At 72.5% G+C, this 22,666-nt stretch carries 2 protein-coding genes and 3 pseudogenes; all 5 read left to right on the top strand.

Translation table 11 applies throughout. From position 1 onward, the window contains the following. Window position 1 precedes the first annotated feature (1 nt). Window positions 2-3,071 (top strand): annotated as a pseudogene (locus HYQ63_RS46275) (type I polyketide synthase); the annotation flags it as partial. A gap of 36 nt (window positions 3,072-3,107) precedes the next feature. Further along, a pseudogene (locus HYQ63_RS46280) lies at window positions 3,108-4,076 on the top strand (polyketide synthase dehydratase domain-containing protein); the annotation flags it as partial. A 153-nt stretch (window positions 4,077-4,229) separates the two neighbouring features. Next, window positions 4,230-6,404: an SDR family NAD(P)-dependent oxidoreductase gene (locus tag HYQ63_RS46285; protein WP_373689244.1), complete on the top strand. Its 2,175-nt coding sequence runs from the start codon at window positions 4,230-4,232 to the stop codon at window positions 6,402-6,404. Between the two features lie 132 nt (window positions 6,405-6,536). Continuing rightward, a pseudogene (locus tag HYQ63_RS43690) lies at window positions 6,537-11,951 on the top strand (SDR family NAD(P)-dependent oxidoreductase); the annotation flags it as partial. Between the two features lie 77 nt (window positions 11,952-12,028). Beyond that, window positions 12,029-22,009, top strand: coding sequence for a type I polyketide synthase (locus HYQ63_RS45510; protein ID WP_257232548.1), 9,981 nt, complete (start codon window positions 12,029-12,031; stop codon window positions 22,007-22,009). The last annotated feature ends 657 nt before the right edge of the window (window positions 22,010-22,666 follow it).

Below are 22,666 nucleotides of genomic sequence, written 5' to 3' on the forward strand. Positions count from 1 at the left end.
GGTGACTGCGCGAGGTCGACCGGTCGCCATCCTGCCGGTTCGGCGGAGCCGACTCTCCGGAGAGCCTGTGGCGGCTGGTGGCCGCCGGCACCGACGCCGTCTCGGAGTTCCCCACCGACCGTGGCTGGGACCTGGCCACGCTGTTCGGCGCCGAGCAGGACCGGGGAGGCACCTCGGCCACTCGGACGGGCGGGTTCCTGTATGACGCCGCCGACTTCGATGCTGGGCTCTTCGGCATCTCACCCCGCGAGGCGGTGACGATGGATCCACAGCAGCGGCTGCTGCTGGAGGCGTCATGGGAAGCCATCGAGCGGGCCCGGATCGACCCGCGGTCGTTGCACGGCAGCCGCACCGGTGTCTTCGTGGGCACCAACGGGCACGACTACGCGACGCTGTTGCTCGGCAGGGACCAGCAGGACGTGGCGGGCCACGTGGGCATCGGAAACGCGGCCAGTGTCGCCTCCGGCCGCATCTCCTACACCTTCGGCCTTGAGGGGCCGGCGCTCACCGTCGACACGGCGTGCTCGTCGTCGCTGGTGGCGCTGCACCTGGCCGCGCACGCGCTGCGCACCCGGGAGTGCGCGATGGCGCTGGTCGGCGGGGTGACGGTCATGTCGACACCCGGCATGTTCACCGAGTTCAGCAAACAGCGGGGGCTGGCCCCCGACGGTCGGTGCAAGGCGTTCGCCGCCGGGGCGGACGGCACCGCGTGGGGCGAGGGCGTCGGCGTACTCCTGGTGGAGCGGTTGTCGGACGCACGGCGCAACAACCATCACATACTGGCCGTGCTACGGGGCAGTGCGGTGAACCAGGACGGTGCGTCCAACGGGCTGACCGCGCCGAACGGTCCTTCTCAGCAGCGCGTCATCCGACAGGCGCTGGCCAACGCCCGGCTGTCGGCGGCCGAAGTGGACGTGGTGGAAGCACACGGCACGGGGACAGCCCTCGGCGATCCGATCGAGGCGCAGGCGCTGCTGGCCACCTACGGGCAGGACCGGCCGGAAGGCCGCCCGCTGCTGCTGGGCTCGGTGAAGTCCAACGTCGGCCACACCGCGGCCGCGGCGGGCATGGCGAGCGTGATCAAGACGGTGATGGCCATGCGCCACGGGGTCGTGCCGCCCACCCTGCACGTGGACGAGCCCACCCCGCACGTCGACTGGAGCGGTGGAGGTGTGTGGCTGGCGACCGCCGCCACCGCGTGGCCCGACACCGGGCAGCCCCGCCGGGCCGGAGTCTCCTCGTTCGGCGTCAGCGGTACGAACGCGCACATCATCCTGGAGCAGGCGCCGAAGGCCGACGAGCCAACTGTGGCGGCCGGCCGGACCGCACCGCTCGTCCAGGCGGGAGCGGCCCTGCCGTGGGTGGTCTCCGGACACTCCCCGACCGCGCTGCTCGCCCAGGCGACACGGCTGCGCGAGTTTGCCGCCGCGGGCAGCGCGGACCCGGTCGCCGTCGGCCGGTCCCTGGCGCTGACCCGGGCGGGCCTGCGTCACCGCGCCGTCGTGGTGGCCGCGGACCGGGGCGGCTTGCTCGGCGGACTGGACGCGCTGGCCGCCGCCGAGCCGTCCGCGCATGTGGTGACCGGCCCTGCCGCCGCGGACGCCTCCGGGGTGGTGTTCGTCTTCCCGGGCCAGGGCTCCCAGTGGGCCGGTATGGCCACGGAACTGCTGGATTCGTGCCCGGTGTTCGCGAAGTCGATGGACACGTGTGTCCAGGCGCTGGACCCATATCTGGACTGGGATCCGCTCGACGTGCTGCGGAGCGCGAAGCCTCTGGAGCGCGACGATGTGGTGCAGCCGGTGCTGTGGGCGGTGATGGTGTCGCTGGCTGCCGTGTGGCGCTCCTGTGGCGTGGAGCCGTCGACGGTGGTGGGACACTCGCAGGGGGAGATCGCAGCCGCGTGTGTGGCCGGTGCGCTGTCCTTGGAGGATGGTGCGCGGGTGGTGGCGCTGCGGTCGCAGGCCATCGCCAGGCGTCTGGCCGGACATGGCGGGATGCTTGCGATCGTGGCGTCGGAGGATTGGGTCCGCGAGCGGACCGAGCCGTTCGGCGACCGGCTCTCCATCGCCGCGGTGAACGGCCCGAATGCGGTGGTGGTCACGGGTGATCCGGACGCGTTGCGCGACCTGGGAGCCGTGCTGGCGAACGCCGGAGTGATGCGGTGGAACGTTCCGGGTGTGCACTTCTCCGCGCACTCGGCCCATGTCGAGCAGCTTGAAGCCGAGTTGACCGAGGCCCTCTCCGGCGTTGGGCCACGGACCTCCCAGGTGCCGTTCTTCTCCACGCTGACGGGAGAGTGGCTGGACACGGCGGGCCTGGACGCCGGGTACTGGTACCGCAATCTGCGTGAGCCCGTCCGCTTCCAGGACGCCGTCCGTGCCCTGCTCGACGAGGGAAACACGGTCTTCGTCGAGGTAAGCCCGCACCCCGTGCTGCTGCCCTCGGTGCAGGACACGGTACAGGCGGGCGGCCGGGACGCGGCCGTCATCGGGACCCTGCGGCGTGACGACGGCGGGGCGCGGCGGATGGTGACCTCGCTGGCGCAGCTGTGGGTCCACGGCGCCGACGTCGACTGGCGCGCGGTGTTCGGCGACGGCACACCGGTCGACCTGCCGGCCTACGCCTTCGAGCGCCGACGATACTGGCTGCCGGGGGCCGCCCCCGGCGTGGCCGACGTGTCCGGGGCCGGGCTGTGGCTCGTGGGACACCCGCTGCTGGCCGCGGGGGTGGACGTCGCCGAGGACGGCAGATTCGTCTTCACCGGCCGGCTGTCGCGGGACACCCACCCCTGGCTGGCCGACCACACCGTGCTCGGCCGGGTCCTGGTGCCGGGCACCGCGCTGGTGGAGCTCGCTCTTCGGGCCGGCAGCCACGTCGGCTGCGAGCAGGTGGCGGAACTGGTACTGCAAAGCCCCCTGGTCCTGCCCGCGGAGGGGGCCGTGGACATCCAGGTGACCGTCGGGGAGCCCGATGCGTACGCGCAGCGCCCCGTGAAGATCTTCTCACGCGCCACCGCGGGGGACGGCCACATACCGGGCGCATGGACCGGCCACGCCACCGGCACGCTGAGCGACGAGCCGGCCGTCCCCCTGGCGGCCGGCTCGCAGGCGTGGCCGCCGCCGGACGCCCGGCCGGTGGACACCGACGGGCTCTACGAGCGACTGCGGGACTGGGGCTACGCCTACGGCCCGGCCTTCCAGGGCCTCCGTGCCCTGTGGCGGCGCGGCGAAGAACTGTTCGCGGAGGTCGCGCTGGGCGAACCGGGCCCGGACGAGGCCGGACGATTCCTGGTGCATCCCGCTCTGGCCGACGCGGCCCTGCACTGCCAGGCGGCCTCGGCCCTTGACCACGGCACCGAGATGGAGACCCGGCTGCCGTTCTCCTTCGGCGGTGTCCGCGTCCACGCCACCGGTGCCACCACCGCACGGGTACGGCTGGCACACAACGACGCGGACTCCGTCTCGGTGACCATGACCGACATGGCCGGCCTGCCCATTCTGACCATCGACGACCTGTCCTCGCGGCCCGTGGCGGCCGACCGTCTCACGACCGGGCCCCGCCTGGACGGGCTGTTCCGAGTCGACTGGGCGGCCCTGCCCGTGGCCGCGGCCGGGGAGCGGCGCCTGGCCCGGCTCGGCGACGGCCCGGTGATCGAGGGCGCGGAATCCTTCCCGGACCTGGCCGCTCTGCGGACCGCCGTGCGGTCCGGCGGCCCGGTCCCGGATGTGGTCGTCCTGCCCGTGCCGGCCGGCGGGGCACAGGTTCCCGAAGAGACCCGGGCCGTGGTGCACACCGTGCTGGCCGCCGTTCAGGACTGGCTCACCGCCGAGGAGGCGATGTCCGCGTGTCTGGCGGTGGTGACCCGCGGGGCGGTGGCGGCCGTGCCGGGCGACACGGTCGACGTCACCCAGGCCGCCGTACGGGGCCTGATGCGCTCGGCGTGTTCGGAGAACCCTGGCCGGCTCGCGCAGTTCGACCTGGACAGCGATCCCCGGTCGGCGAAGGCGCTGGCCGATGTGGTGAGCACGGCCGTGGCGGCGGGCGAGACCGAGGCCGTGGTGCGAGCGGGCGAGGCGCTGGTGCCGCGGCTCGGCCGGGTGGCGCGGGACACGGCCCTGACCGTGCCCGAGGGCGGGGCGTGGAGCCTGAACGTGGACGGCAGCGGAACCGTGGAAGGCCTCGGCCTGGTGCCCTGCCCGCAGGCCGAGGCGCCGCTCGATGAAGGCCACGTGCGCATCGAGGTGCGCGCCACCGGTATGAACTTCCGGGATGTGCTGCTCGCGCTGGGCATCGTCGACATGGCCGATTCGCTCATGGACCTCGGCTGCGAGGGCGCGGGCATCGTGCTCGAGGTCGGACCGGGCGTCACCGGCATCGCCGTGGGGGACCGGGTCATGGGGCTGCTCAGGGGCGCGTACGCCGGGCCGCTCGCGGTGACCGACAGCCGGGCCGTCGCGCCCATCCCGCGGGGCTGGTCGTTCGCGCAGGCGGCGGGGGTGCCCTCGGCATTCCTGACCGCCTACTACGGGCTCAAGGACCTGGCCCGGATCCGTAAGGGCGAGTCGCTGCTGGTGCACGCCGCGGCCGGCGGTGTGGGCATGGCGGCCGTGCAACTGGCCCGCCACTGGGGCGCCGAGGTGTACGCGACCGCGAGCGAGCCGAAGTGGCCGGTGGTATGGGGGACCGGTGTGCCCCCGAACAGGGTGGCCTCCTCGCGCACGCTGGAGTTCGGCGAGCGGTTCCGCACCGAGACGCGGGACCGTGGTGTCGATGTCGTACTGAACTGCTTGACCGGGGAGTTCACGGATGCCTCGCTCGACCTTCTGGCGCCCGGCGGCCGGTTCATCGAGATGGGGAGGACGGACATACGCGACGCCGACGACGTCACCGCGGCCTGGCCCAACGCCGTGCTCTACCGTGCCTTCGCCCTGTGGGAGGCCGGCCCGGACCGGATCGGCGAGATGCTGGCACACCTGGTGGAGCTGTTCGAGCAAGGTGTGCTGTCCCCGTTGCCGGTCACCGCGTGGGAGACCCGGCAGGCTCAGGAGGCCTTCCGGTACGTCAGCCAGGCACGCCACGTGGGCAAGGTTGTCCTCACCACGCCGACCGGCCCGCTCGACGGCACCGTGCTGATCACGGGCGGCACGGGAGTCATAGGGTCCGCAGTGGCGCGTCATCTGGTCACCGCCCACGGTGTGCGGGATGTGGTGCTCACGAGCCGTCGGGGTCCGGACGCGCCCGGGGCCGCGGCTCTGGTGGCTGAGCTGGCCGGACTGGGGGCGGTGGCGCGGGTGGTGGCCTGCGATGTGGCCGACCGTGAGTCATTGGCCCGGTTGCTGGCCGAGTTGCCCGGTCTGCGGGGCCTGGTCCATGCCGCGGGGACGATCGACGACGGTGTGGTGTCGGCGCTGACGCCGGAGCGGCTGGACACCGTGCTGCGGCCGAAGGCGGACGCGGCCTGGCATCTGCACGAACTCACCCGGGACCGGGATCTGTCGTTTTTCGTGCTGTTCTCCTCCGCCTCGGGTGTGTTCGGCGCCCCCGGACAGGCCAACTACGCGGCAGCCAACGCCTTTCTGGACGCGCTGGCCCAGCACCGCCGCCGGGCGGGGCTACCGGCACAGTCCCTGGCCTGGGGCCTGTGGGCCGAACGCAGCGAGCTGACCGGCAACCTGGACCAGGCGGATCTCGACCGGATGGGACGAACCGGCATCCAGCCGCTTCCCACAGGCGACGGGCTCGCCCTGTTCGACTCCGTCGTCGCGCTCAACGAGGCCCACACCGTGCCGGTGCGCCTGGACGTCTCCCGGTTCACAGGGACGGTCCCGCCGCTGCTGCGGGGGCTGGTGCGTACCACCACCAAACGCACCGCCACCAACGCCCCGGACGCCTCCGCCGCCGGGCTGACCGAGCGCCTGGCGGGCCTGACACCCCAGGAGTGCGAACAGGCGCTGACCGACCTCGTCCGTACCCAGGCCGCGGTCGTACTGGGCCATGACGACCCGGCCGCCGTGGACGCCGAACGGCCGTTCAAGACGATCGGCTTCGACTCGCTGACCACGGTCGAGCTGCGCAACCGCCTCAACTCCGTTACCGGCCTGCGGCTGCCGGTCACAGTGGTGTTCGACCACCCGACCCCCGCCGCGCTGGCCGCCCATCTGCGGCACCGGATGCTTCCCGAGATCGATCCCGTGGAGCTTGCCGCGACCGGGATCGACCGGTTGGAGGCGGCCCTCGCCGAAGTGACCGCCGACGCCCCAGGGCGTGCCGAACTCACCACGCGGCTGCGTGCCCTGCTGACCGGGTGGACCGACGCCGAGGCCCGGGACGACGAGGCGGACCTGGACTCGGCGACGGACGCGGAGTTGTTCGACCTGGTGGACACCAAACCGTGGGCCGGCTGAACCGGCCGGTGCACCACCGCCCGACCACACACGACGTCACCCCCGGTGACTCACAGATCGTCGAAGAAGGCCTGGATGTCGAACGAGCAGAAGCTTCGCGCATACCTCAAGCAGGCGATCGCCGACGCCCGCGACGCTCATACGCGGCTGCGCGCGGCGGAGGACGCCGCCCGCGAACCCATCGCCATCGTGGGGATGAGCTGCCGGTTTCCGGGAGGTGTGAGCTCGCCGGAGGATCTTTGGGAGATGGTCGCCGACGGGCGGGTGAGCATCACGGAGTTCCCCGCGGACCGCGGCTGGGACCTGGGCACCCTCTACGACCCGAAAGGGCTGCGCGTGCGCAGCTCGTACACCCGCAAGGGTGGGTTCATCGACGGTGCCGCGGACTTCGACGCCGAGTTCTTCGAGATCTCGCCCCGTGAGGCGCTGGCGATGGACCCGCAGCAACGAGTGCTGCTCGAAGCGTCCTGGGAGGCGTTCGAGCGGGCCGGCATCGACCCCGGTGATCTGAGCGGCGGGACGGCGGGCGTCTTCATCGGCGGTGTCCTGTCCGGATACGGGGCCGGCGGCCCGGACGGCCCGCAGGACAGCGAGGGACATCTGCTGACCGGCAGCGCCACGAGCGTCCTCTCCGGGCGCATCGCGTACACCTTCGGCTTCGAAGGGCCCGCGATCACCGTCGACACCGCGTGCTCGTCGTCGCTGACCGCCCTCCACCTGGCGGTGCGTTCACTGCGCTCCGGCGAGAGCTCACTCGCCCTGGCCGGCGGGGTGACGGTGATATCGACACCGGACATTTTCACCGAGTTCAGCAAGCAGCGCGGGCTCGCCGAGGACGGGTACTGCAAAGCGTTCGCGGCGGCGGCGAACGGCACCGCCTTGGGCGAGGGAGTCGGACTGCTCGTGCTCGAGCGGCTGTCGGACGCGGTGCGCAACCGCCGTCGGGTGCTGGCCTTGGTGCGAGGCTCGGCGCTCAACCAGGACGGTGCATCCAACGGCTTGACCGCCCCCAGCGGCCCGGCCCAGCAGCGGGTGATCCGCCAAGCGCTGGCCACCGCCGACGTGCCCGCTTCCGAGATCGACGTCGTGGAGGCACACGGCACCGGCACCACCCTGGGCGACCCCATCGAGGCCCAGGCACTGATCGCGACGTACGGACAGGACCGCGCCGGCGGACCCCCGTTGCTGCTCGGCTCGGTGAAGTCGAACCTCGGCCACACCCAGTCCGCGGCGGGCGTCGCCGGAGTCATCAAGATGGTCATGGCCATGCGCCACGGGGTCGTGCCGCCCACCGTGAACGTGGATGAGCCCACCCCGCACGTCGACTGGAGCGCCGGAGCCGTCGAACTGGCCACCGAGCGGCTTCCTTGGCCGGACACCGGCAGGCCCCGGCGCTCGGCGGTGTCCTCGTTCGGGATCAGCGGCACCAACGCCCACGTCGTCCTGGAACAGGCACCGGAGGACATTGCGGCCGATCCCCCCGCCGGACCGCTGATCAGTGGTGGACCGCTGCCCTGGCCACTGTCCGCGAAGAGCGGGCCCGCGCTGCGCGACCAGGCCGCCGCCCTGCGCACGTACCTGGCGGGAGGCACGGACACCCACACCGATCCGGCCGTCGCAGCCGCTCTGGCCGGCACCCGGGCCGCCCTCGGCCACCGCGCCGTCGTCCTCGCCGCCGACCGCGTCCTGTGCCTCCCACAGCTGGACGCTCTGGCCCGTGGCGCCGAGGACGCGGCGGACACGGTGCGGGGCGTGGCCCGGACCGGTGCGAAGGTGGTGTTCGTCTTCCCGGGCCAGGGCTCGCAGTGGGCCGGTATGGCCACGCAACTGCTGGACTCGTGCCCGGTGTTCGCGGAGTCGATGGACCGGTGTGCCAAGGCGCTGGCGCCCTATCTGGACTGGAACCCGGTGGTAGTGCTGCGGGAGGCGCGGGCGCTGGAGCGGGATGACGTCGTGCAGCCCGTGCTGTGGGCGGTGATGGTCTCGCTGGCCGCTGTGTGGCGCTCGCTGGGGGTCGTACCGTCCGCGGTGGTGGGCCATTCGCAGGGGGAGATCGCCGCCGCGTGCGCGGCCGGTGCACTGTCGCTGGAGGACGGCGCGCGTCTGGTGGCGCTGCGCAGCCGGGTGTTCGCGGAGCAGCTGTCCGGCACAGGTGGCATGGTGTCCGTCGTGGCGTCGGCCGACCGGGCAGGTGAGCTGGTCAGGGGCCGGGGCGGGATATGGATCGCGGCGGTGAACGGGCCGGAATCCACTGTCGTCGCGGGTGATCTCGACGCCTTGGCCGAGGTGAGCGCCGACGCCCAAGCAGCCGGGTTGGGGCCGCGGAGGGTGGGCATCGCGTACGCGTCGCACACGCCGCACACCGAGCGGGTGCGTGACCAGATGCTGGAGCTGGCCGCGCCGGTGGCCCCCCGGGCGGGGGAGGCGGTGATGTACTCGACCGTGACCGCCACGCCGGTGCGGGGTGAAGAACTCGACGCCGAGTACTGGTACCGCAATCTGCGTGAGCCGATCCGCTTCCAGGACACCGTCCGCGCCCTGCTCGACGAGGGAAACACCATCTTCGTGGAGGTCAGCCCACACCCCGTGCTGACCGCCCCGATCGAGGACCTGGCCGCGGCCGCCGGCCGGCGCGACATCGTGGTCACCGGATCGCTGCGCCGCGACCAGGACGAGCGCGCCTCGCTGATCCGGTCGGCCGCCACGCTGTGGACCCGGGGAGTCGACGTCGACTGGTCGGCACTCGTCCCGCCCGGCACGGCACCGGTCGACCTGCCCACGTACGCGTTCCAACGGCAGCGGTTCTGGCTGCGGACACCCGTGATCACCGGTGACGCCTCCGGCTTGGGGCTCGACCCGTCCGACCACCCCCTGCTGGCCGCCGCGACACACCCCGCCGGAGCCGACTCGGCCGTACTCACCGGACGCCTCGCCCTGGACACCCAACCGTGGCTGGCCGACCACGCGGTGCTGGGCTCGGTGCTGCTGCCCGGTACCGCGTTCGTGGAGCTGGCCCTGGCAGCGGGCCGGGAGTTCGGCTGCGCGCGGCTCGCGGAGCTGACGCTGGAGACCCCCCTGACGCTGGCGGAGACCGGTGGCGTCACGCTCCAGGTGCAGATCGCCGCGGCCGACGAGTCCGGCGGGCGGGCCGTGACCGTTCACTCCCGCACCGACGCCACCAGCGGAGAGAGCCCGGGCGAGTGGACCCGGCACGCCACCGCGACACTCACCCCCGGCGAGGCACCGGCCCCCGGCGACGGCGCCCCTCTGGACGGGGCCTGGCCTCCGCCGGGAGCCTCGCCCATCGAGGTGGGTGACCTCTACGACAAGCTCTTCGAGCGCGGCTACGAGTACGGCCCGGCCTTCCAGGGACTGCGGACGCTGTGGCGGCGTGATGACGAGGTGTTCGCCGAGGTGGCCCTGGCGGACGACACGTCGGTGGAGGGGTTCATCGTCCACCCCGCGCTGCTGGACGCGGCGCTGCAGGCGATGGCGCCCGGCGGCCTCTTTCCCGACGAGGGCGCGCTGCGCCTGCCGTTCGCCTTCTCCGGTGTGCAGGCCTGGGCGACCAAGGCCCGAACGGCGCGGGTGTGGCTGGCCCCCGCGGGCGAGGACGCCGTGCGGGTCCGGGTCGCCGATACGGCAGGCGCCCCCGTAGCGGCCGTGGACGAACTGGTGGTCCGCCCCCTGCCGGCCGCGCGGAGGGATCCGGCCCCGGCCCGGTCGCTGTACGTGCCCCGCTGGGACCGGTGGCAGCCGGAAACCCCCACGGCGACGGCACGCCCGGCGGCCTGGGGCGACGGCATCCCGGTCGGAGAGGTACTGGCCGAGGATCCGGACGTGGTCCTTTTCGACTGCGCGGCCGTGGCGGTGCCCGGCGACGACATCCCCGGGGCCGTACGGATCCTGACTCATACGGTGCTGGCGCGGATACATGAGTGGCTGGCGTACGAGGGCACCACCGCCCGCCGGCTGGCCGTGGTGACTCGCGGCGCGGCCCCGGCCGGCTCCGGCGACCGCGTGGACCCGGTCCACGCGTCGGTACAGGGGCTGGTGCGGTCCGCGCAGTCCGAGCACCCGGACCGGTTCCTGCTGATCGACGGTGACATCGCCGACGTCACGGCCGAGGTACTGGGCGCGGTGCTGGCGGCGGGCGAGACGGAAGTCGCCGTCCGTGGCGAGCGGCTCTTCGTCCCCCTGCTCGGCCGCCCCGATCCGGCCGGCCCCGGCATCGGGCCACTGTGGACCGGCGAAGGCGCCGTGCTGATCACCGGCGGCACCGGAGTCCTCGGCTCGGCGGTGGCCCGGCACCTGGTGGCCGCCCACGGTGTCACCGAACTCGTCCTCGTCGGACGCCGGGGAGCGGACGCCCCCGGCGCCGCGGAACTGGCCGTCGACCTGGCCGAAGCGGGCGCCAGTGTGCGGCTCGCCGCCTGCGACGTGGCCGACCGCGACGCCCTGATGGCCCTACTGGACGGCATTCCGAAGCTGCGGGGCGTCGTCCACGCGGCCGGCGCCCTGGACGACGGCATGGTCACCGACCTGACGCCACAGCGTCTGGACACCGTCCTGCGGCCGAAGGCCCACGCCGCCTGGCACCTCCACGAACTCACCCACGGCGTCGCGACGTTCGTGCTCTTCTCCTCCGTCGCCGGGGTGTTCGGCAGCCCTGGACAGGCGAACTACGCCGCTGCCAACACCTTCCTCGACGCCCTGGCCGCACACCGTCGCGCCGAGGGCCTGCCCGCACACTCCCTGGCCTGGGGCCTGTGGGAGGAGACCAGCGAGCTGACTGCCCGCCTCGGCGAGGTGGACCGGAGCCGACTGAGCCGGGCCGGGCTGCGCCCCCTCACCACGCAGGAAGGGCTCGCTCTCCTGGACCACGCCTTGGCCCTCGACCACCCCCACACGCTGCCCGCCCGGCTGGACCTGGCGCGTGATCCGGGCGACGGCCGCAAGCCGCCACGGCTGCTGCGGGCCCTGGTGCGCACTCCGGCCCGCCGGGCCGGAGCCGCCGCCGGGGCGGGCAACTGGCTGGAGCGGTTCGGCGTGGCCCCCGCCGACGAGCGCGAGGACATGCTGGCCGATCTGGTACGAACACAGACCGCCACCGTGCTCGGGCACACCGGCGCCGACGCGATCGCGGCCGGCCAGGGCTTCAAGGACCTCGGCTTCGACTCGCTGACCGCCGTGGAACTGCGCAACCGTCTGGACGAGATCACCGGCGTCCGGCTGCCCGCGACCCTGGTGTTCGACTATCCCACCCCCGAACTGCTCACCGGCCACCTGCTCGGATTGCTGCTGCCCGAGAGCGTCACCGGTGAATGGGGGACGGAACCCTTCGACCGCCTGGAGGCGATGCTCACCGAGGAGCGGGACGCAGCCGAGCTGAGGAAGGTGACGGCCCGCCTGGAGACGCTGCTCGTGCGCTGGCGGGAGCGGTCCGGCTCCCAGGACGCGGCGAAGGGCAGCGACACCGACGGGCTCGGATCGGCGAGCGAAGACGAACTGCTGCGCTACATCGACGACGAACTCGGGCTGAGCTGACGGCGCGACCGCGACGGCGCCCAGCTGACAGCGAGCGGCGCCCAGGCACGAGTACTGACCACTGAGGGGTGTGCAACATGGCGGAGAAGGAGCAGGTCGTCGAGTACCTGAAGCGGGTGACGGCGGACCTGAAGCGGACCCGGCAGCGTGTTCGGGATCTGGAGGACGCGGACCGGGAGCCGATCGCGATCGTCGGGATGAGCTGCCGGTACCCCGGGCACGCCAACACACCCGACGCCTTCTGGGACTTCGTGCGGGACGGCGGCGACGCGATCGGCGGCTACCCGGACGACCGGGGCTGGCGGGCGGACGGCCGCCCGGACGCCGGCCCCGACGGGCCTCCCGGCCGCGGCGGTTTCATTGACGCGGCCACCGACTTCGACGCGGCCTTCTTCGGCATCTCCCCGCGTGAGGCCCTGGAGACGGACCCCCAGCAGCGGGTGCTGCTGGAGGCTTCCTGGGAGGTGTTCGAGCGCGCGGGCATCGATCCGGCCACCCTGCGCTCCAGCCGGACCGGCGTGTTCATGGGCGTCATGGGGACGGACTACCCGAACCTGATGGCCGACGCCGGGCACGAGTCGCACGGCCATCTGCTGACCGGTATCGCCTCCAGCGTCGTCTCCGGCCGGATCGCCTTCACCTTCGGTTTCGAGGGGCCGGCCGTCACGGTGGACACGGCGTGCTCGTCGTCGCTGGTGGCACTCCACCTCGCGGCGCGGTCCCTGCGCTCCGGCGACTGCTCGCTCGCCCTCGTGGGCGGGGTGACCGTGATGTCGACGCCCGGTGTGTTCACCGAGTTCGCCAGGCAGCGGGGGTTGGCGGCGGATGGTCGGTGTAAGTCGTTCGCGGCGTCGGCGGATGGTACGGCGTGGGGTGAGGGTGTGGGGGTGTTGTTGGTGGAGCGGTTGGGTGATGCGGTGCGGTTGGGGCATCGGGTGTTGGCGGTGGTGCGGGGTTCGGCGGTGAATCAGGATGGTGCGTCGAATGGGTTGTCGGCGCCGAATGGTCCGTCGCAGCAGCGGGTGATTCGGGATGCGTTGGCGGGTGCGGGGGTGGTGGGGTCTGAGGTGGATGTGGTGGAGGGGCATGGTACGGGGACGCCGTTGGGTGATCCGATTGAGGCTCAGGCGTTGTTGGCGACGTATGGGCAGGGGCGGCCTGTGGGTCGGCCGTTGTTGTTGGGGTCGGTGAAGTCGAATTTTGGGCATACGCAGGCGGCTGCGGGTGTGGCTGGTGTGATCAAGATGGTGATGGCGATGCGGCATGGGGTGGTGCCGTCGACGTTGCATGTGGATGAGCCGACGCCGCAGGTGGATTGGTCGTCGGGTGGGGTGGAGCTGGTGCGGGAGGCGGTGCCGTGGCCGGTGGTGGGCCGGCCGCGGCGTGCGGCGGTGTCCTCGTTCGGTATCAGTGGCACCAATGCCCATGTGATCCTGGAACAAGCACCCGGGGAAACCGCCACCGAACCCGCCCGGGAAACACCACCGCACAACGGCGTGCTGCCCTGGCTGCTCTCGGCCAAGTCCGAGGCGGCGCTGCGCGGACAGGCCGCGCGGCTGCGCGACTTCGCGGGTACCGCCCCGGACGTTGCCGGGGCGGCCCTCGGGCTCGCCACCGCCCGCGCGGCCTTCGAACACCGCGCCGTGGTCCTCGCCGAGGACTCCGACGGATTCACGGACGCGCTGAACACCTTCGCCGGGAACACCACCGTCGGTGGCCACCCCGTGCGAGGCACGGCACGCCCCGACGCCAAGGCCGCCTTCGTCTTCGCGGGACAGGGTGGGCAGTGGGCCGGCATGGGACGGGAGTGGTACGACGGCATCCCGGCTTTCGCCGCGGCGTTCGACGCCGTCTGCGAGGTGGCGGACACACAGCTCGACATTTCCCTCGCGGACCTCGTCTTCGCACCGCAGGCCTCCCCCCTGGCGGCCCTGATCGACCGGATCGAGTACACGCATATCGCCGTGTTCGCGATCCAGGTAGCGGTGTTCCGCACCCTTGAGGCGTGGGGGGTGACCCCCGACGTCGTTCTCGGACACTCGACCGGTGAGATCGCGGCGGCCCATGTGGCCGGGGTGCTCTCGCTGGCCGAAGCGGTGACGCTGGCCGTGGCCCGCGGCAGGCTCATGCAGCGGCTCCCCGAGGGCGGCACCATGCTCGCGGTCGACGCCGGGGAAGCCGAGGTCGCGCAGTGGCTGCGCGGTGAGCCGGCGGACCAGGTGGCGATAGCAGCCGTGAACAGTCCGTCCTCGGTCGTCGTCTCCGGTGCCGACACCGTCGTACGGCGCGTCGCCGACGCCGCCGAGCGAGCGGGGCGGCGCACCCGGAGGCTGCGGGTCAGCCACGCCTCCCATTCGCCACTGGTGGAGCCGATGATCGAGGAATACCGCGGCCTCCTCACCGGCCTGACATGGCAGGAACCGACGATCCCCCTGGTGTCCACCGTCACCGGGGCGGCGGTCCCCGCGGAGGAGGTCAGGTCGCCCGAGTACTGGGTCCGCCACGTCCGTGAGGCGGTCCGCTTCCAGGACGCCATCCGCTCCCTGGAAGGACACGTCGACGTCTTCCTCGAAATCGGCCCGCACGCGGTACTGACCATGCCCATCGAGGACAGTCTGCGGGACGCGACGGTCACCGTGACCGCGGTCGCCCACCGCGAACGGCCCCAGATCCCAAGTCTGCTCCGGGCCGTCGGAACACTGTGGACCCGCGGCGTCGAAGTGGACTGGCGCGCGGTTCTGCCCGCCTCACCGACCAACGTGGAGCTGCCCACATACGCCTTCGAACGGCGCCGCTTCTGGCCCCGGATGTCGTCGCGCGGTGCGGCCGCCGACCTGGCGTCGGCCGGGCTGACCGGCGTCGACCACCCGTTGCTCGGGGCCGTCATCAGTGTGGCGGACGGCGACACGGCCGTGCTCACCGGCCGCCTGTCCCTGGCCACCCACCCCTGGCTGACCGACCACACCGTGCTCGGCTCGGTGCTGCTGCCCGGGGCGGCGTTCGTGGAACTGGCCCTGCGCGCCGGGCAGGACCTGGGATGCGGACATCTGCGGGACCTGACCCTGGAGACCCCCTTCGTGCTCGACGCCGCGGTCGCGGCACAGGTGCAGGTCGTTGTGGGGCCGGCCGACGGCGATGAACAGCGGTCGGTGTCCCTTCACTCGCGCCCCGAACCGGCGGCCGACGGCATGGAGAGCGGACAGACGGAGTGGACCTGTCACGCCCGGGCCGTGCTGGCGCCGCTGTCCGAGAGCCCCGACACCACCGGCTTCGGGGCGCTGACCGGTCACCACTGGCCGCCTCGCGGCGCCACCCCCGTCGACACGGACAGCTTCTACCCGGAGCTGGCGCGGCACGGCTATGAGTACGGCCCCACGTTCCAGGGCCTCCGCGCGGCCTGGCGCCACGGCGACGACCTGTTCGCGGAGGTGGTTCTGCCCGACGACGCGACGGAGGAGGCCGGAGCGTTCGGCGTCCATCCCGCGCTGCTGGACGCCGCGTTGCACGGCACCGGTCTCGGCGGGCTCGTGGACGACTCAGCCGGGGACGACGCCGAGGCCACCGCACGCCTGCCGTTCGCCTGGTCCGGCGTGCGGCTGTGGGCGAGTGGTGCCCGGTCGGTCCGGGTGTGGCTGCGCACCGCGGGCACGACGGCGGTCCGGATCCGGATGGCCGACGCGATCGGCGCCCCCGTCCTGGAGATCGACGAACTGGTACTGCGCCCGGTGACGCGAAGCCGACTGCGCTCGGCGCGTTCGGCGATCACTGGTTCCCTGTTCACCCACCACTGGGTGCCGTGGAAACCGCAGGAGGCGGCCGCCGGCGGGCGCCCGCCGGTGTGGTGGGCCGCGGGAACACCGGCCGGGGATCTGGCGGCCACGGTGGCCGACGGCACCGACACCGTGCTCCTGGACTGCACAGGCCCGGCAGGCTCCGGCTCGGATGTGCCGGAGCGGGTGCGGACTTCGGTGGCAAACGTCCTGGAGCGGGTGCAGGAGTGGCTGGCACACGACCAACTCGACGGCGCCCGGCTGGTGGTGACCGTAAGCGGCGGGGCCGAGGTGAGCACCGGGGACGGCACCGACCTCGTCGCTGGGGCGATCCACGGCCTGGTGCGCTCGGCACGCTCGGAGCACCCCGACCGCCTCGCGCTCCTCGACATCGAAGGCGGCGGCACCGGCGTGACACGTGGCGGCTTCGACGTCCCCATGGACCTGGTCCGCGCGGCGATCGCCGCGGGCGAGACCGAGATCGCCGTCCGCCGTTCCGAACTGTTCGTGCCCCGCCTGGCACGTACCGTCCTCCCCGCCGCCGACGCGCCGGCGCCATGGCCCGGCCGGGGCACCGTGCTGATCACAGGAGGCATGGGAGTCATCGGGGCGTCCGTCGCCCGGCATCTGGTCACCACCCACGGGGTCGACGACCTGGTGCTGGTCGGCAGAAGCGCCCCGGCCGCCCCGGGCGCCGCCGAGCAGGCCGAACAACTGCGTGCTCTCGGTGCCACGGTGCGCCTGGCGGCCTGTGATGTCGCGGACCGGGACGCCGTCGCCGAACTGCTGGCCTCCATTCCCGACCTGCGCGGGGTGGTGCACGCGGCCGGTGTCCTCGACGACGGCATGGTCGCGGCACAGACCCCGGCACGTCTGGCAGCGGTCCTCCGGCCGAAGGTGGACGCCGCGTGGCACCTGCACGAGCTGACTCGGGACCGGCATCTGGAGCTGTTCGTGCTGTTCTCCTCAGCGGCCGGGGTCTTCGGCGGCCCGGGGCAGGCCAACTACGCGGCGGCCAACACCTTCCTCGATGCCCTGGCGAGGCACCGGTACGGCGAGAACCTGCCCGCGCAGTCGCTGGCCTGGGGGCTGTGGGCCGAACGGTCCACGATGACCGGAGCCCTGAACGATGTCCACCGCGACCGGATGAGCCGTGGCGGCCTGCGGGCCCTCTCCACGGACGAAGGCGTGGCGTTGTTCGACGCCGCGACCCGGCTCCCCGAGCCGGTGCTCGTCCCCGTACACCTGGCCCTGCCCGTCCGAGACGACCAGCACCCGCTGCTGCGCGGACTGGTCCCGGTCTCCCGGCGACCGGCGGCCGCCGTCTCCAAGCCCGCGCCCGCTGGCCTGCGCGACCAGCTGAGGGGACTGCCGGAGGGGGAGCGGGCGGCGCTGCTGATCGAGCTGGTGCGGGAACACGTCGCCACCGTGCTGGGGCACACAGGGTCCATCGACATCGCGCCCGAGCAGTCTTTTGCCACCATGGGCTTCGACTCGCTGACCGCCGTCGAACTGCGCAACCGGCTGGCTGAGGCCACCGGTGCCCGGCTGCCCGCGACCCTGGTGTTCGACTACCCGAACCCCGAGGCGCTGGCCGCATTCCTGGACTCGGCGCTGCTCGGCACGGCCGAGGCGGGCGACCGGCCGCGCCCGGCGCTCCACCCAACCGACGAGCCGATCGCGATCGTCGGGATGAGCTGCCGGTATCCCGGCGATGTGCGTTCCCCGGAGGACCTGTGGGACCTGGTCCTGGGACGCCGCGAGGGCATCGGCACGTTTCCCGCCGACCGCGGCTGGGACCTGGACGCGCTGTACGACCCGGACGGTTCCCGCGCGAACACGACGTATGTGCGGGAGAGCGGTTTCCTCTACGACGCCGCCGACTTCGATGCCGGGTTCTTCGGTATATCCCCGCGCGAGGCGGTGGCGATGGACCCGCAGCACCGCCTGCTGCTGGAGGTGTCGTGGGAGGCCGTGGAACGGTCCGGTATCGACCCGGCCCGCCTGCGGGGCAGTCGGACCGGTGTGTTCACCGGCCTGATGTACCACGACTACGCGGCCAGGCTGAAGGAGGTGCCCGAGGAAGTCGAGGGTTATTTGGGCAACGGGACCGCGGGCAGCGTGGCATCGGGCCGGATCGCGTACACCTTCGGTTTCGAGGGGCCGGCCGTCACGGTGGACACGGCCTGCTCGTCGTCGCTGGTGGCGCTGGACATGGCAGTGGCCGCGCTGCGGCGCGGCGCGTGTGACCTCGCCTTGGCCGGCGGTGTCGCGGTCCTCTCGACCCCTGGCGCGTTCACCGAGTTCGCCAGGCAGCGGGGGTTGGCGGCGGATGGTCGGTGTAAGTCGTTCGCGGCGTCGGCGGACGGTGCGGCGTGGGGTGAGGGTGTGGGGGTGTTGTTGGTGGAGCGGTTGGGTGATGCGGTGCGGTTGGGGCATCGGGTGTTGGCGGTGGTGCGGGGTTCGGCGGTGAATCAGGATGGTGCGTCGAATGGGTTGTCGGCGCCGAATGGTCCGTCGCAGCAGCGGGTGATTCGGGATGCGTTGGCGGGTGCGGGGGTGGTGGGTTCGGATGTGGATGTGGTGGAGGGGCATGGTACGGGGACGCCGTTGGGTGATCCGATTGAGGCTCAGGCGTTGTTGGCGATGTATGGGCAGGGGCGGCCTGTGGGTCGGCCGTTGTTGTTGGGGTCGGTGAAGTCGAATATTGGTCATACGCAGGCGGCTGCGGGTGTGGCTGGTGTGATCAAGATGGTGATGGCGATGCGGCATGGGGTGGTGCCGTCGACGTTGCATGTGGATGAGCCGACGCCGCAGGTGGATTGGTCGTCGGGTGGGGTGGAGCTGGTGCGGGAGGCGGTGCCGTGGCCGGTGGTGGGCCGGCCGCGGCGTGCGGCGGTGTCCTCGTTCGGTATCAGTGGCACCAATGCCCATGTGATCCTGGAACAAGCACCCGCGGACACCGCCACCCAACCCGCCCCGGACACGACGGAGCGGCCCGCTCTCGTCATCGAACCCTCTCCGGCCACACCGCCGCCGTGGGTGTTGTCGGCCAAGTCGGCCGCTGCCCTGCGCGGCCAGGCCGAGCGGCTGCGGGACTTCGTCACCGGCCCGGCGGGCGCCGGAGTGCCGGTGGACGACATCGCCGCCGCTCTGGTGGAGACCCGGGCCGTCTTCGACCACCGCGCGGTCGTACCAGCCGACGACGGAGCCGGGTTCACCGCAGGCCTGGAAGCCCTGGTGGGCCAGGACACCGAGGGCGCGGACGTCATACGCGGCGTGACCCGTAACCACACGAAAGCCGCGTTCGTGTTCCCGGAAGAGGCGTCGACGTGGGCGGGCATGGCGACCGGGCTGCTGGACTCCTCACCGGTGTTCGCCAAGGTGATGGGGGAGTGCGCCGAGGTGCTGGCGCCGCATACCGGCTGGGATCTGCTCGAGGTGCTCCGCGGCGGGCTCAGGACGTCGGCGGCCCATGACGTCGCCGTCCCCGTGCTGTGGGCCGTGATGGTCTCGCTGGCCGAGCTGTGGCGCTCGGTCGGTATCCCACCGGCCGCCGTAGTCGGTCAGGGCCACGGAGATATCGCTGCCGCCTGTGTGGCCGGTGTCCTGTCCCGGGCCGACGGGGCGGCGCTGGCGGCGTGGCACGGCCGGTGCTCCGCCGCCGGGTCTACGGCGGAGGGCGGCCGTTCGCCGGAGGTGGCTCCCCCGGTCGCTCCCCGGAGTGGGCGGATCCCGCTGTACTCGACCCGCGCGGGACGGTCACTCGACCCGACGGGCGCGGACGCGGACCACTGGAACCGAAGCATTGGCGGACCCGACCTGTTCACCAGCACGGTCGGTCTGCTGATGCGTGACGAGGTGGATACGTTCGTCGAAGTGAGTCCTCATCCGGTCATGACAGATGCCATCGGCGACTTGGCGGCTGCCGCCGGACACGAAGTGGTCGTGGTCGGGTCCCTGCGGCGCGAGCACGACGACCGCGCCGCGCTGACGCGATCCGCGGCGACGCTGTGGGCACACGGGGACAGCGTGGACTGGCCCTCGCTGGTGCCCCGGTCGGCGCGCCCGGTCGACCTGCCCACCTACGCCTTCCAACGTCAGCGGTTCTGGCTCGAGGCGCCCGCACGCGCCGGTGACGCGAGCGGAGTCGGGCTCGAGGCGGCGGACCATCCCCTGCTGGCAGGCGCGGTCGTTCCCGCCGAGAGCGACACGGTCCTGTTCACCGGAAGGCTGTCGCAGGCCACTCAGCCGTGGCTCGCCGACCATGCGGTGCTCGGCACGGTCCTGCTGCCCGCCGGTGTCCTGGTGGACTGGGCACTGTACGCCGGACGCGAGCTGGGCTGCCCCGAACTGCCCGAACTCATCCAGGAGACGCCGCTCGTCCTCGGTTCCGACACCGCTGTGCACGTTCAGATCCAGGCGGGGCCGCCCGGCGAAGACGGCCACCGCGTCCTGACCATCCACTCCCGCCCGGAGCCCTCCGCCGAGGACGCGGCCACGGAATGGACGTGTCATGCCCGCGCGGTCGTGGCCCCCCGGCCCGAAACCCGGCCCGCGAGCACGGGAGGCCCCCGAGAGCAGGCGGCGGTTGGCTTCGAAGAACTCACGGGCGCCTGGCCGCCACCCGGCGCGTCCGCGGTCGACGTGGCGGGCCACTACGAGACGCTGGCAGGGCAGGGCCGTAGGTACGGTCCTGCGTTCCGGAGCCTGCGCGCCGCGTGGCGGCGGGGCGCGGACGTCTTCGCCGAGGTGACCCTGCCGGAGGCAGTCGCCGCGAACGGCTTCCGCCTGCACCCGGCGCTGCTCGACGCGGCCCTGCACACCGTGGGTCTCGGCACGTTCCTCAGGCACGACGACGCGCACATACCGATGCCGCTCGCATGGTCCGGGGTACGGCTGCACCATCCCACCGCCACCGCCGTGCGGATGCGGCTCTCCGGCACGGGGGACGACGCGATCAGCATCCGCCTCGCCGACGCCGAAGGCCGCCCCATCGCCGGCGTCGACCGCCTGACGCTGCGCGCCGTACCCACGGCCGAGTTCGCGTCGACTGCCGGGACGGCCGCTCCTCGGACCGCGGGGCCCGGGAAGCCGCCACGGGAGCCGGGGGAGAACACCCTCGCCCGGCTACGGGACGCCGCGCCGGACAAGCGCCGGCGACTGCTGGAGGACATCATCCGTGGCGAGCTGGCCGCCGCTCTCTGCCACGAAGAGGGCGTGGACATCGACACGGACACGGAGTTCGTCGATCTGGGAGTGGACTCGCTCGCAGGCATCGACGTGAGCGACCGGCTCGGCGCGCTGCTGGACCTGGAGCTTCCCGCGACAACGCTGTTCGAGTACTCCACCACGGCCCGCCTCGCCGCCCACGTGGCGGCTCTCGTCGGCTCCCGCGCGCCCGGCGACCGCGCCGCCGACCGCATGGCCGCGCCCGCGTCGCCCTTCGACAGCATAGAAGCGCTCTACCGCGAGTCACACGCCCTCGGTCAAGCGGGCACGGCGGGCCTGAGCCTCATCAAAGCCGCGGGGCAGATCAGGCAGTCCTTCACCGTCGAGACCGCGGCGGGCCACGTCACGCCGGTGGTCCGGCTCGCCGGCGGCGACGGCACCCGGGCCGCGGTGGTCTGCGTGCCCGCCATCACCGCCACCGCCGGACCGGTGCAATACGCACGGCTCTCCCAACTCCTCCAAGGCGAACGGGACGTGCTCGCGCTGACCAATCCCGGTTTCGCCGAAGGGGAGCTGCTGCCCGACTCATTCGAGACCTTCCTCGAGGCGCAGATCGCCGCGCTGCGCTCGTGCGTCGGCGAACGCCCGTATGTCCTTCTCGGGCACTCGGCAGGCGGGCTGCTCGGCTATGCCATCGCGATGCGGGCCGAGCAGGCGGGGCTCGCTCCCGCCGCGGTCGTTCTGATCGACACCTTCCACGGGCACGGCCATTTCTCGACCGACACGGTCAACGGGATGATGGACGCCCTTTTCGCCCGCGAACACATCCTGGGACCCGACGCGCTCAGCGGTGTGCGGCTCACCGCCATGGGGCGGTACCACACGCTGATCGATCAGTGCACGGTGGCGCCCATCGCCTGCCCGACGCTCCTTCTCCGCGCGGAATCCCCGATGCCCCACCAGGACAGCGGATGCGACGGCGACGAGTGGCGGCCGATCTGGCCCTTCCCACACACGGCGGTCACCACCCCCGGGGACCACTTCACGCTCATGGAGGACAATGCGGCCGTAACGACCGGCGCGATCGAGCGATGGCTCACCGACCAAGGATTGTGACTCCCCGCCCCGGACGCCAGCCAGAGGGGCGGCCGCAGGCGGCCGTACCAGGTGTCCGCGCGGGACGACCTTTTCGATCGCCGACCACGTGTCCACGACCGAGACCGTCCCGCCGGTCTCGGTCGCGGGAGGCGCCGTCATCAGCGAAGGCCGTGGCCACCGCGAGCCCCAGATCACCGGTACGGGGCTCGCTCGCGTATCGCGGGAAATCCGGCTTTCGGGGTCTGCGGCGGGCTCTGTTCGTACGAGGGGTGCCCGGGACAGCCGTCGGGGTGGTCGTTGGTCCAGGACAGGCCGTAGGGGGGCGAGCTGGTGGCGTGCCCGGGTGAGGGCCACGTAGGCGAGTCGGGACTCGGCCAGGCTCAGCGCCCGTGGGATGGGTTTGCCGTCGAGGTCTACGTCGTCGGCGGGTGCAGGTACGAAGTCGGGAGCGGTGGCGTAGTCCCGCAGGTCGGCCTCCGGCAATCAGCATCGCCAGCACCTCCGGTGGGGTCGCCTCGTTGGCCGCCACCGCAGGGCGGACCTCGGCATGCGGATGCCGGGCAAGCCGGGCTGCCATGTCCGGCGTCATCCACGACGCGAGCTCCGCGACGACCCGTACCTCCGAGTCAGCGGCGATCCTCTCCAGCACCTCGGATGGAAGCCCGGGGCAGGCGG

This window comes from Streptomyces sp. Rer75 (assembly GCF_013414305.1).
Lineage (GTDB): Bacteria > Actinomycetota > Actinomycetes > Streptomycetales > Streptomycetaceae > Streptomyces > Streptomyces himastatinicus.

What these genes read in the sequence shown, in the direction of transcription:
- HYQ63_RS45510 (WP_257232548.1), top strand. Translation starts at nt 12,029, where the DNA reads ATGGCGGAGAAGGAGCAGGTCGTCGAGTACCTGAAGCGGGTGACGGCG.